Origin of the sequence: Chryseobacterium gossypii (assembly GCF_041361455.1) — a bacterium.
GTDB lineage: Bacteria > Bacteroidota > Bacteroidia > Flavobacteriales > Weeksellaceae > Chryseobacterium > Chryseobacterium gossypii.
The window spans coordinates 54,760-67,425 of record NZ_JBGCUR010000010.1 but is presented as its reverse complement, the minus strand read 5'-3'; the positions used below and the strand labels follow the sequence as shown (position 1 = coordinate 67,425).

9 protein-coding genes are annotated in these 12,666 nt (G+C 40.2%); 7 read left to right on the top strand and 2 right to left on the bottom strand.

The window, feature by feature from the left end; all coding sequences use genetic code 11:
* The first annotated feature begins 19 nt into the window (after positions 1-19).
* From ABMQ40_RS07755 to ABMQ40_RS07740, 4 genes are all read left to right on the top strand, one after another.
* Positions 20-1,039 carry a WD40/YVTN/BNR-like repeat-containing protein gene (locus ABMQ40_RS07755; RefSeq protein WP_370898235.1) on the top strand — a complete coding sequence of 340 codons (1,020 nt, stop codon included), beginning with the start codon at positions 20-22 and terminating at the stop codon, positions 1,037-1,039.
* A gap of 76 nt (positions 1,040-1,115) precedes the next feature.
* Positions 1,116-2,027, top strand: coding sequence for a sialate O-acetylesterase (locus ABMQ40_RS07750; protein WP_370898233.1), 912 nt, complete (start codon positions 1,116-1,118; stop codon positions 2,025-2,027).
* 85 nt (positions 2,028-2,112) lie between these two features.
* On the top strand, positions 2,113-3,471 hold the full coding sequence (hemN, locus tag ABMQ40_RS07745; protein WP_370898231.1) for an oxygen-independent coproporphyrinogen III oxidase: 1,359 nt from the start codon (positions 2,113-2,115) through the stop codon (positions 3,469-3,471).
* A 4-nt stretch (positions 3,472-3,475) separates the two neighbouring features.
* Positions 3,476-4,675 (top strand): hypothetical protein, encoded by a 1,200-nt coding sequence (locus ABMQ40_RS07740; protein WP_370898229.1) that lies wholly within the window; start codon positions 3,476-3,478, stop codon positions 4,673-4,675.
* A 45-nt stretch (positions 4,676-4,720) separates the two neighbouring features.
* Here ABMQ40_RS07740 and ABMQ40_RS07735 read toward each other — a convergent pair whose 3' ends face one another.
* Positions 4,721-6,085 (bottom strand): PQQ-dependent sugar dehydrogenase, encoded by a 1,365-nt coding sequence (locus ABMQ40_RS07735; RefSeq protein WP_370898227.1) that lies wholly within the window; start codon positions 6,083-6,085, stop codon positions 4,721-4,723.
* 216 nt (positions 6,086-6,301) lie between these two features.
* Here ABMQ40_RS07735 and secD point away from each other — a divergent pair, with 216 nt between their 5' ends.
* Positions 6,302-9,196 (top strand): protein translocase subunit SecD, encoded by a 2,895-nt coding sequence (secD, locus tag ABMQ40_RS07730; RefSeq protein WP_370898225.1) that lies wholly within the window; start codon positions 6,302-6,304, stop codon positions 9,194-9,196.
* Between the two features lie 630 nt (positions 9,197-9,826).
* Entirely contained in the window at positions 9,827-11,047 is a 1,221-nt protein-coding gene (locus ABMQ40_RS07725) for a TCR/Tet family MFS transporter (RefSeq protein WP_370898223.1), read from the top strand.
* Positions 11,048-11,102: 55 nt separating this feature from the next.
* Here the strand turns inward: ABMQ40_RS07725 and ABMQ40_RS07720 are convergent, their stop codons facing one another.
* Positions 11,103-12,050 carry a hypothetical protein gene (locus tag ABMQ40_RS07720; protein ID WP_370898221.1) on the bottom strand — a complete coding sequence of 316 codons (948 nt, stop codon included), beginning with the start codon at positions 12,048-12,050 and terminating at the stop codon, positions 11,103-11,105.
* Positions 12,051-12,399: 349 nt separating this feature from the next.
* On the opposite strand from ABMQ40_RS07720, the gene ABMQ40_RS07715 reads away from it, so the two are divergent.
* Positions 12,400-12,570, top strand: a complete 171-nt coding sequence (locus tag ABMQ40_RS07715) for a hypothetical protein (protein ID WP_370898219.1) — start codon at positions 12,400-12,402, stop codon at positions 12,568-12,570.
* Positions 12,571-12,666: the final 96 nt, after the last annotated feature.

Below are 12,666 nucleotides of genomic sequence, written 5' to 3'. Positions count from 1 at the left end.
GATTTTTTATTTTTGTTCTATGAAAAATATCCTGTTTCTTTTCTTTTTTGTTTCGGGAATCCTGGCCTTTTCCCAGCAGGTGACCTTCCACACGGTTTTTAATGATAAAATAAGCATAAGAGCAATTGAGATGTATGATAACAAGGTCTGGTACAGCGGTACGGACTCTAAATTTGGCTTTGTAGAGCTGAAGAATCCCCGGAATCAGAAACAGATCACGATTTCAGACAAGAAGCTTCAGTTCAGAACCTTAGCCCAGGATAAGAACAGTTTTTACACCATTAATATTGAAAGTCCGGCATATTTTTTTAAGATCAGCAAAAAAGATCTGAAGCCGGAAATCATATTCACGGATACGGTAAAAACCGCATTTTATGATGCGTTACATTTTGTTGATGCCCATTTAGCCTATGCTTTTAGCGATCCTGATAAAGACGGATATCTGAAATTAGTTTTTTACAAGGATAATAAATGGATTGCTGCCAGACCACAGGGCCGGCCTCGGCTGAATGAAGGAGAAGCAGCTTTTGCGGCAAGCAATACGAATATCGCTTCCTCCGGGAGCTATGTATGGCTTGCCACAGGAGGTAAAACTTCAAGGATCTTTAAATTCAGAAAATCTGATATTGATCATTGGAAGCTGATCAATACCCCTATTGTTCAGGGAATGCCTTCACAGGGGGTATATTCTATAGATTTCTGTAACGACCGGTTTGGGATTGTGGCCGGTGGAGATTATACAAAACAGGAGGAGAATGTCAACAATATAGCAACCACTCACGATGGTGGCGAAACCTGGCAGATACAGGCATCCGGTAAAAACGCGGGATATACCACCTGCATTAAGATCAGACCCGGGTCCGAAGGAAAAGAAATCATTGCAGTAGGAGACAGGCATATCAGCTTTTCCTCAGATTATGGAAAAACCTGGAAGGTGATTTCCGACGAAAAGAATCTGTATACCTGCCAATGGGCGGATACGGAGACTGTTGTTCTGGCCGGAAAAGACAGGATTGCCGTGATGACATTAAAATTTTAGATCTTCAGCATAGAGTTTATCTTTGTAAACAATGTTCCTGTAATACTTTCCCGGACTAACTTTGAAAAAAAACTGTATGAAACCTTTAAGAATACTCTTTCTGATATTGATTCCGGCATTGTGTTATACCCAGAAAATAAGGATTTTTATTCTTGCCGGACAATCCAATATGAATGGCTTCGGCTATAATAAGGATCTTCCTGCTGACCTGAAAGCTTTTAGAAACATATATATATTTCAGGGAAACTCCGCTCCGGATGGAGATCCGAACGGCGGATCCGGGAAATGGGATGTTTTAAAGCCCGGAAACGGAACCGGATTTAAATCAGACGGAAAGATAAACAGGCTTTCAGACAGGTTCGGTCCGGAACTTTCTTTTGCGAAGAGGATGCAGGAGCTTTTTCCGAATGACAAAATAGGCATTATAAAATATGCGAGAGAGGGAACTTCTATCGACAGTCTGGCAAGAGGTGACTTTGGCTGCTGGGATCCCGATTTTCATGGAAAGAACGGTATCAATCAGTATGACAATTTTCTGAAGACGGTTAAAAATGCCTTATCAGAAGCCGATATTGACGGTGATGGTAAAAAAGATGACATCATTCCTTCAGGAATAATCTGGATGCAGGGAGAAGGGGATGCCAGCTATACGGAGGAGATCGCAGATAATTATTACCAACATCTGAAAACACTGATGAACCTGATGAGAGCTGCATTGCGTATCGATGATCTGCCCGTTGTCATCGGAAAGATTTCGGATTCAGGTAAGGATAAATCAGGGAAGGTATGGGCAATGGGAGAGCTGGTGCAGTTCGCGCAGGAAAAATTTGTGAAAGATGATAAAAATGCCGCCATCGTTCGTTCCACCCAAAAATATAATTACGGGAATGATCCATGGCATTACGATAGTGCGGGATATATAGATCTGGGCAAAAATTTTGCTGACGAAGTATTTAGACTCATTATAAATTTTGAAAATAAACCCTAATATAATTCATGATTCAAAATTCATAAGTTATACTTAATTTTGCATATTGGATTCCGTATCACATATGGATAAAATTTTAGTTTAAATGAATTCTTTAATCGACAAATATAATATTCCCGGACCGCGTTATACTTCTTATCCCACCGTACCTTATTGGGATGAAAGCACCTTTTCAGCTGAAAAATGGCAAGAAAGTGTAACCAGGTCTTTTAAGGAGAGCAATGCGAAAGAAGGGATCTCTATATATATTCACCTGCCTTTTTGTGAAGCCCTATGCACGTTTTGCGCCTGCCATAAACGCATTACAAAACAGCATAGTGTTGAAATCCCGTATCTGGAAAGTGTTTTGAAGGAGTGGAAGCTTTACCTTGAACTTTTCGATGAAAAGCCAATATTGAAAGAGCTCCATCTTGGTGGGGGAACACCAACTTTTTTCTCGCCCCGGAATTTAAAGACATTACTGGAAGGCATTTTTGATACTGTTGAAATTGCAGACCGTCCCGAATTTTCCTTTGAAGGACATCCTAACAACACGACCAAAGAGCATCTTCAGACTTTATATGATCTGGGGTTCAGGAGAGTAAGCTTTGGGGTCCAGGATTATGATCCTAAAGTTCAGAAAGCCATAAACAGGATACAACCTTTTGAAAAAGTAAAGGATGTTACGGAATGGGCCAGGGAGATAGGCTATAAAGGCGTAAGCCATGACCTGGTTTTTGGGCTGCCCCACCAGCACTGGGATGCCATGGAATACACCATCCGGAAGACAATGGAGCTGAAGCCGGACCGGCTTGCCTTCTATTCCTATGCACACGTTCCGTGGGTAAAAGGAGTAGGGCAGAGAGGCTTTGATGAGAATGACCTTCCCACTGGAGAAGAAAAGCGCAGGCTATATGAGGATGGTAAAAAATTATTGCAGGAACTGGGCTATATTGAGGTAGGAATGGATCATTTTTCTCTGGAACATGATGATCTTTACCAGTCACTGATCCAGAAAAAACTTCACCGTAACTTCATGGGATATACCTCAAGCAAAACCCAGTTGATGGTAGGTCTTGGTATGTCTGCCATTTCAGATTCATGGTATGCGTTTGCGCAGAATGTAAAAACGGTGGAAGAGTACCAGAAGATTGTGGAAGAAGGGAAGATTCCCGTTGTCAAAGGACATATTTTAAATAATGAAGACCTGATCATGAGAAGGCACATCCTGAACCTGATGTGCCAGCTTGAAACATCCTGGGATCCCCAAAATTCCTTCCCTGAACTGGAGAATGCGCTGGAGATGCTGGAGGAAATGGAAAAAGACGAGCTGGTGGAAATTCATGACAATCAGATAAAGATCACTGAAAAAGGAAGAGCGTTTATCCGAAATGTTGCTATGGTTTTTGACCTCAGAATGATGAGGAATAAGCCTGAAACAAGAATTTTCTCAATGACGATCTAGGGCCATGAAAAAGAAGGTCCTGTTGGTAACGCTTTACCTGTATGCGTTTATTTTCAGCATTCTGAGGACCTTAAGGCTTCCTAATGAGTGGTCGGAAGCTCACTGGATGATGGATTACCGTTTCGGTTTCATCAAGAGGGGGCTTGCCGGGGAGATTTTTGGGTGTTTTTTTGAGAAAAACGAATTTAATATCCTTGTCCTTTCCGCGGTAATACTATTTTTGCTATATGTTGCGATATTTGCCATTGCGGTAAAGGAAACATTCAGCAATGAGAATAATATTTGCAGAATATTATTTTATCTGATTTTCTTTTTATCCCAATATGTTGTATTTACAGCCCACCTTATAGGATACCTGGATCACATTGTTTTCCTCCTGACCATGCTTATTATTTTCCTTATCAGGCGGCAGAAGATATTTTTGGCATCAGTGCTTGCATCATTAGGTATATTGGTACATGAAATTTCATTTTTCCTGATGTTGCCGGTATGTTTCTTTGCTTTGATGGTTACAACGATTCCCGTAAATCAATTTTCATTAAAAAGCATCTTTGGTCCCGGCATTCTTAAAAAGATGGCTCTACTTCTTGTACTGCCTTTCCTTACTACCGTTTCGGTTTCGGTGTACCAGGAACTTCACGGAGAAAACTATTTTTCGGAGATCTTTAATTATCTGAGCCACAATAGTATGGTTTCCCAAAGGGCTGATTCGGTAGCCTCCGCCTATACGAAAAGTTTTAGTTATTACTTTTCGGAAGAGAGCGGACATTTTTTCCAAAGATTGTTCATTTCCAGGTGTACAATATTTTATGGAATTCCCGTACTTTTTTCCTTATGGATGATGTATAAGGGGCTTAAAATAAATATCCCGCTTCTGCTTTTATCGGGTGCTGTCTGTGCATTTCCTTTACTGCTTCATGCCATTGCATGGGATACCTTCAGGATCTGGTCGTTTCCCTTCATGATGCTGTTCTTATGTTTCTGGATATTAAGTTCAGTATCCGGAACCCGCACTCTTTCCCCTCAGAAGTTATCCGGGGTAGATATCGCGGCCTTTATTGCTTCATTCTTATTGGTTACATTAATTCCTAATAGTTTATTTGATGGCGAAGTGGAAAGGTTTTCCCTGGTTGAAAGGCTGATCATACTTGTGCCGCTATGTTCGGGAATTTACCTCGTTATAAGACAGTCCCGACCGGAATGATAATCTTTATCATTCTTGCTTGTTAATATTTCCGCACCGGCCGGCCTATTTGATAATTAATTTCTGACTGTAAGACTTCAGATCTCCGGATTTCAGGGTGATGTAATAAACGCCCGCCGGAATCCATGAAATATCAATGCCGTTATCCTCTTCAACTTTGGCAGATTCCAAAACTTTTCGGCCTTCTTCGGTAAATATGTCGGCCGTAGTATCTCTATTTTCCAAACCTTCAATAAAAACTCTTTCGGATGCAGGGTTAGGGTAAATTCTGATCTGGCCGAAGGCAGTGTTTTCCTGAGCGGATAAAGTTCCTGTTGTGATCTTATAGATTTTTCCGTTATTGACGGCAGCTATATACAACTCATTCTGGTTGTCCACCCCAAAAGTTGAAAAGTTATTGCCTGAAAATGCCGGAGTCCAGGTAATGGAATTGTCAACGTTTAGCATTCCTATCTGTGAAGAGCAATAGTCTGCAAAAAAATATTTTCCGTTCAAAGCGGGATATAGTGAACCTCTGTACACATAGCCTCCGGTGATGGAACATCTTCCTCCCGAATGATCATAGACGGCAACCGGAAAAGTCATCGTCGCAGAACTGGCACATCCGGCGGTATTGTAGCTGTTATTGCCTTCATAGCATCTCCAGCCGTAGTTCACCCCGCCTTGTGTGATCGGAACCCTGTTGATCTCTTCAATCTGCCCCTGGCCCACATCGGCGATCAGGGCATTCCCCGTTAAAGTATCAAATGAAAATTTCCAGGCATTCCTTAGCCCGTAAGCCCAGATCTCATCCGCTCCGTCCATCCCTACAAAAGGATTATCAGGAGGAATATTGTATGGTCCTGTGGCATTCACATCAATTCTCAGCATTTTTCCCAGCAGGGAATTTTTATTCTGAGCATTATTGTTAGGATCACCGCCACTTCCACCGTCACCCGTTACTGCCCATAAATAGCCATCAGGTGAAAAATGGATGCTTCCGCCGTTATGGTTTTCGAAAGGCTTTGGAATACTGATCAGGACCTTTTTTGAAGTGGCATCCGCAACATTGGGATTGCCGGAGCTGACCGTAAATCTGGAAATAGTGATATTGCCCTCCGTGTCATTATAGTAGACAAAAAAATACCCGTTTGTAGAATACTGCGGATGAAATGCCAGGCCTAAGAGACCTCTTTCTCCACCATAGGTGATCTGGGAGCTTATATTTAAAAAATCGGAGGTATTGATGGTTCCGTCAGGCTGAAGAATCTTGATGATCCCATTTTGCTGAACGACAAACAATCTGTTATCGTTGGCATGGGTAATTTCAACAGGAGCGGTAAGCCCGGTAGCAAATTCTTCCAAATTAATGCTTTGGGAATTAAGGATTAAGGAAGAAAAAATACTTGCTGTAAAGAGTAGTTTTTTCATAATATTTTGATATTTAGTGGTTTGGGTTAATGAATGAAAATTTCGTACCAATCAAAATTGAAGAATTGACGGAAAAAAGAGTAAAAAATTAATAAATATTTAATAACAGCGGAAATGCTGATATAGCTGAGAATAAACCATTTCTGTTGTTAAAAAATTCATAAAATTGAAGAAAATGATTATATTTGCCGACTTAATTTAACGTAGTATAACAAAATGCAAGGAAAAGGACTTATTACAATTGTTGCTATTGTACTGGGGCTAATTTGCTTAAATGAGCTATTGCCTACCTGGTATGCCGGCAAAATTGAATCGCAGATAGAAGCTGCGAAAGGAAATGAGAAAGAGATCAAGCGAATAAAGGAAGATACTCTTAATCTCGGATTTACGAAACTTTATTATTCCAAGGCTAAGGATAAAGAAATGAAGCTTGGTCTTGACCTTAAAGGCGGAATCAACGTTCTTTTAGAGATCAACCAGAGAGATTTGGTGAATGATTTGACGAATTATTCCACAAATCCTGTTCTTATTGAAGCTTTAAACAAAACCGATGAGGTTCAGAAAAATTCTACAAAATCTTATATAGACAATTTTTTTGAACAGTTTGATGCTGTAAATAAAGCAAAAGGTACCAATCTTAAACTTGCAGATCCTGAGATTTTCGGGAATACTAATCTTACCGAGATCAAATACAATACTACTGATGAGCAGGTAAAGAGCATCGTGAAAAGAAGGATCGATGCTTCTGTAGGAACTGCTTTTGAAGTGATCAGAACGAGAATTGACAAGTTGGGGGCCATTCAGCCGAATGTTCAGAGAGTACCGGGAACAGCAAGAATCTCCGTAGAGATGCCTGGTATGAAAGACATCGATAAGGTGAAAAAAATGCTTCAGACTTCTGCAAAACTTCAGTTCTGGGAAGTACAGCAGGTACCTGAGGTAATACCTTATTTCCAGACCCTGACCACTATGGTGACTGCGAAAGCGGATTCTATGGGAGTGGCAAAAAATGTAAACTTCATGAATCTTATACACCTGGATAAATTAAGAACCAATGGTGTTGCCAATGTAAAGCTGTCTGATACCGCTGTTGTGAACAAGATACTGAACAGTAAAGTAGCTCAGTCTTTACGCCCGGCAAATATTAAATATACACAATTCATGTGGGGATATAAACCTGAGGCTACAGATCCTGAAAGCCTTGTGTTGTATGCCATCAGAGGAAATATTAATCAGAAAGCTCCGGTAGACGGTGCTGTAGAAACCGCCAATATCAGCTATGATGAACTGGGCAGGGTAGTGGTAGACATGCAGATGGATTCCAAAGGGGCAAAAGACTGGAAAACCCTGACTGAGAAAAATGTAGGAAAGCCGGTAGCCGTGACACTTGACAACAGAGTTTATACCGCTCCAAACGTTGTGAATGCAATTCCTAACGGTAGAACGCAGATCTCAGGAAACTTCTCTCAGGAAGAGGCTAAGGAACTCGTTGACGTTTTAGGAGCAGGAAAATTGCCTGCCGGAGCTAAAGTAGTTCAGGCTACTCAGGTGGGACCTTCTTTAGGGCAGGAGTCCATCAACGCAGGATTGATGTCATTTGTTATTGCCTTCCTGATTATCATCGTTTATATCATTTTCTATTATGGTGGTGCCGGTATCTATGCGGTAATCGCAATGATCATCAACCTTTTCTATATCTTCGGTATCATGGATTCGGGAGATTTCACCCTTACACTTCCTGGTATCGCGGGTATTGTTCTTACGATGGCCGTTGCAGTAGATACGAACGTAATCATTTATGAAAGGACCAAAGAAGAATTATTTGCAGGGAAAAATATTCTTGAAGCCTATAAAGACGGTTTCAAACATGCATTGAATGCGATCATTGATGGTCACACGACCACTTTCCTTACCGCTGTGGTTTTATTCTTCTTCGGAACCGGGCCAATCAAAGGCTTTGCCCTTACCCTGATGATCGGTATCGCGATGACGTTATTCACTTCTGTACTGCTTTCAAGAGTAATGATCTTCAGCAGGCTGAACAAAGGAAAAGGTCTTTCTGTATGGACGGCTCCTACGAAGAACCTGTTCAGGAATACGTGGATTGATTTCATCGGAAAAAGAAAATATGCCTATATCTTGTCTGCAGTTTTAACGGTTATCTGTATCGGATCAATTTTTACCCACGGGTTCAAATACGGAATTGATTTCACAGGAGGTAGAAACTATGTGGTAAGATTCGACAAGGATGTGAATGCAAATGAAGTAGAAGAAAATCTGGTAAAATTATTCAGAACGGAAGATGGTAAAAATTCTTCAGTAGAAGCTAAAACCTTTGGAAACAACAGACAGTTAAAGATTTCTACGGATTACCTGATCGAAGATGAATCCTTGAAGGCAGACCAGACTATCGAGCAAAAGCTGTACGAAGGATTAAAATCAAACCTGCCTGCAGGACTTACGTTGAAAGATTTCAAATCTGCCGATAAGGATCATGCCGGAATCATCTCTTCTGAAAAAGTAGGACCTACGGTGGCCGATGATATCAAAACTCACGGTATCTTTGCGGTTGTAGGCGCATTGGGGATCATCTTCATCTACATCTTGTTGAGATTCAGAAAATGGCAGTTTTCCCTTGGGGCTGTTGCGGCATTATTCCACGACGCGGTTATCATTTTGGGAGCTTATTCCTTGCTTCATAAGTATATGCCGTTCAACATGGAGATCAACCAGGACTTCATTGCGGCGATCCTTACCGTACTGGGATACTCTATCAATGATACCGTGATCATTTTTGACAGGATCAGGGAATATCTGAGAGAGAAGAAATCAATAACATTGGCAGGGCTGTTCGACGATTCTATTTCCAGTACTCTGGGCAGAACGTTCAATACCTCATTCACTACCATTCTTGTTATCCTTGCGATCTTTATCTTTGGTGGGGATAACCTGAGAGGATTCATGTTTGCCATGTTAATTGGTATCGGATTCGGTACCTATTCATCGATCTTCATTGCCTCAGCTATCGCTTACGATTTCCTGAAGACCGGAAAGGAAGAGGATGTACACGGTAAATCGACTACCAACAAAGAAGTACTTGCTTCAAAATAATCATACTACATTTAAATAAATAAAAGGCTGCCTGTTTCAGGGAGCCTTTTATTTTTTGCTTATACCTTGGCGGATATTTTCATAATGTTTTGGATTTATTAAGATGTTGGATGATAAAAGGACAAAGCTTCTTTTGCTGTGCTCCTAAATCATTCTTTTGGTTCGGCTGTGGTTTTTGTATACCTGTTGTCTCCTTCCAACAGGATATGAAGATTAACAAAGCTGCATGTACTACCTCTGAACTATTCATGATCGACAGTAAGAGAAGTACATATGTAGTATGGATTAATTTGTTATTTCTTCTAAATCAATAATATTTTTGCCTGAAACAAACAATATGAAAGAAAAAAAGTTATTACTGCAGCCTTCACTGCTGCAATATTATTCACACGCAAATAGGGTATAAACACTCCCATACAGATTATCAATACAGTAATGTGCCATAAAGTAATCATTAAGTATTGTCTTATCAGATATATCATATCCAACAGGATGATTCATTCAAATTTTAAATAAAAATTTCAGTAGTAATAGTTTTGGTTAGGCCTATTTCATACATAATTATGAGGTAGGCCTTTTTATATAATTTAGAATCATTATTTTTTCTTATTTCTTTATTTTTGCAGCATTATGGAAAATTCAAAGAAAAAAGCTGCCATCGGCTTCATTTTTATAACATTATTAATTGATATCACTGGATGGGGGATCATTATTCCCGTAGTACCGAAACTGATCGAGGAACTCATTCACAGCGATATAAGTGAAGCTGCCAAATATGGTGGATGGCTGGGATTTGCCTATGCCTTTACACAATTTATATTTTCCCCGGTTATTGGCAATCTGAGTGATAAATATGGAAGAAGACCTATCATTCTGATCTCGCTTTTCGGTTTTGCGGTTGATTATATTTTCCTTGCATTGTCTCCGACCATCTGGTGGCTTTTCCTGGGAAGGGTTATTGCCGGTATTACCGGAGCCAGTGTTACTACGGCCAGTGCCTATATTGCAGATATTTCCACGGATGAGGACCGTGCTAAGAATTTTGGGCTCATCGGGGCTGCTTTTGGATTAGGATTTATCATAGGCCCTGTTCTGGGAGGTGTGCTGGGACATTACGGTTCCAGAGTACCTTTTTATGCCGCAGCAGGTCTTTGTCTGTTAAACTTCCTGTATGGTTATTTTATTCTTCCTGAAAGTTTGGATAAAGACAAAAGAAGGGAGTTCAGCTGGAAAAGGGCTAACCCAGTTGGTTCATTTAAATTCCTGGGGAAGCATCCTGAGATTTCAGGGATGATAGTTGCCCTTATCCTGATCTATATTGCAGCCCATGCCGTACAGAGCAACTGGAGCTTTTTTACCATGTATAAATTCAACTGGACCGAGAGAATGGTCGGGATTTCCCTTGGAGTAGTAGGAGCCCTGGTAGGATTGGTTCAGGGTGGACTGATAAGATGGACCACGCCGAGATTGGGTGAAGAAAAAAGTATTTATTACGGGCTTGCACTCTATGCACTCGGAATGTTACTCTTCGCTTTTGCTTCTCAGGGATGGATGATGTTTGTTTTCCTGGTGCCTTATTGTTTGGGGGGAATCTGCGGGCCGGCACTTCAGTCTGTCATTACAAAGAGTGTTCCGTCTAATGAGCAGGGAGAACTTCAGGGATCCCTGACCAGCCTGATGAGTGCCACCTCTATCATAGGACCTCCACTGATGACCAACTTATTTTACTTTTTTACTCATGATGAGGCTCCGTTTAAATTCTCAGGAGCGCCGTTCTTTTTAGCGTTCATTTTAATGACGATAAGTGTAATCATCACTTATTATGGCTTTCAGAATAAGAAAAAAATCTAGACAATAAAAAACGGGGAATCAAATTTGATTCCCCGCTTTGTTGAAAGAATATAATTTATGGATATAGTGATTTTGTTCCGTTGCTTACAACATTGCTTCCCAGTCCGGAGAAGGATACCGTGAAGTTGCTTGTATTAAAGCTTAGAGAGCCTAACGGCGTACAAAGTCCCAATGCGTATCTGCATTGTCCGTAGGCACCAGTGCTTTTAAGGATCTTACTTTCGCTCTTTGCCTTACCTAGGCTGATGCTTCCCCAGTCGCTCACATCAGTATTAGACACTGTAGATCCGGAATAATAGATAGTGATCTTATAGCCAATCTCACCTCGTTTGGAACCCCACAGCCAGTTTGCTGTCCACCATTGTTTAGACCATTTGGAAGAAACCTTTGCCATAGGATTGCCGGAAGTTGAGGTCTCGGTATTGCCTCTTGTGTCCATCATGATCAATCCTCCCAGAACATTATCCCAGATGATCCCTGAATCATTGAAAAAACATAGGGTGGTGAATTGAGTTTTATTATTTTTCCAGGTAATTTCAATAACACCCATATCAGGTTTGATTTCCTTTTCCGCCAATTCTCTCAGTCCGGACTGAGCGATGGACAGTGCATTTCCCGAATAAAGCTCGTTCATCTTTCCGGTTTTTACAGATGCCGGATCTGTAATATTTCCGAAAGCTATATAACCTTCTTTTTCTGAAATTAATTTTTTTGAGATCTCAATACTCTGAGGTGTGCCTAGCCGGCCTAAAATAGTGACACCGGTGATCTGCAGGTCATTTCGCAGGTATTTTCCAAGGTTCACTTTTGAATCCTCCAATTGTGTCTGAACTACTTTTGGCAGTTCCTGTAAACCCGGGGTAATCTCTTTCTTCAGGTCAGATACAGATACTGTTTTTGAAACCTGATCCTGTGGAATTTCAATGTTTTCATCCTGGCAGCTGTTCAATGCTAAAACGGATAGTACAGCGAACAGCTTAAATGCGGTTACTAATTTTCTCATAATTATATTTAAATGGTTCGCTAAAAATAATAAAAAAAACAATAAGTCATTTTATTGTGAATTAATTATTTGTTAATTAACATCCGAAAGTTTCAAACGAAGTTGTCTAAAGTAAAAAAGAAAGGATGATATTTTGCTTTAAAAGTTGTACTATCCTTTCAAAAAAAGTTTGAAAAGTAAAGACTCGGAAGCTCCCAATCTTTGACTTATTTTTTTATATAATTTTATAAAAACAGTTATGAGAAAGATTATAAAAAGATTATTGAAGAAAGTGGTGTTTTAAAAGAGCTTAAAACTCAAGAAGATGTTAGCCGTTTATTGAAAGATCTCCATTCATTTACAGGAATCGATGCTTTCAGGAGAATTGGAATATCATTCGGGCTATACCAAGAATGGAAAAAAGTCAAGTAATAATGCCCGTAATGAAATCACGACTAAATGGCTGAAAACAGAGCTTGGGGAGTCTATTATTGAGGCCCCAGAGATCGTGAAGGAAGTTTTAGCCTATTATACTCGGTAATTCTATATTCAACAGTAAAATGGAGGAATTATAATTTTACATAAAATTTCTTTGGTTATCTTAAAAGAAGAGGATTTCGGCCAACGTAAAAGTCTT

Bases quoted from the DNA above. Each gene is read 5' to 3' on its own strand.
- secD (WP_370898225.1), top strand. From the start codon at position 6,302: ATGCAAGGAAAAGGACTTATTACAATTGTTGCTATTGTACTGGGGCTA.
- ABMQ40_RS07735 (WP_370898227.1), bottom strand. From the start codon at position 6,085: ATGAAAAAACTACTCTTTACAGCAAGTATTTTTTCTTCCTTAATCCTT.
- ABMQ40_RS07720 (WP_370898221.1), bottom strand. From the start codon at position 12,050: ATGAGAAAATTAGTAACCGCATTTAAGCTGTTCGCTGTACTATCCGTT.
- ABMQ40_RS07725 (WP_370898223.1), top strand. From the start codon at position 9,827: ATGGAAAATTCAAAGAAAAAAGCTGCCATCGGCTTCATTTTTATAACA.
- ABMQ40_RS07750 (WP_370898233.1), top strand. From the start codon at position 1,116: ATGAAACCTTTAAGAATACTCTTTCTGATATTGATTCCGGCATTGTGT.
- ABMQ40_RS07740 (WP_370898229.1), top strand. From the start codon at position 3,476: ATGAAAAAGAAGGTCCTGTTGGTAACGCTTTACCTGTATGCGTTTATT.
- hemN (WP_370898231.1), top strand. From the start codon at position 2,113: ATGAATTCTTTAATCGACAAATATAATATTCCCGGACCGCGTTATACT.
- ABMQ40_RS07755 (WP_370898235.1), top strand. From the start codon at position 20: ATGAAAAATATCCTGTTTCTTTTCTTTTTTGTTTCGGGAATCCTGGCC.
- ABMQ40_RS07715 (WP_370898219.1), top strand. From the start codon at position 12,400: ATGCTTTCAGGAGAATTGGAATATCATTCGGGCTATACCAAGAATGGA.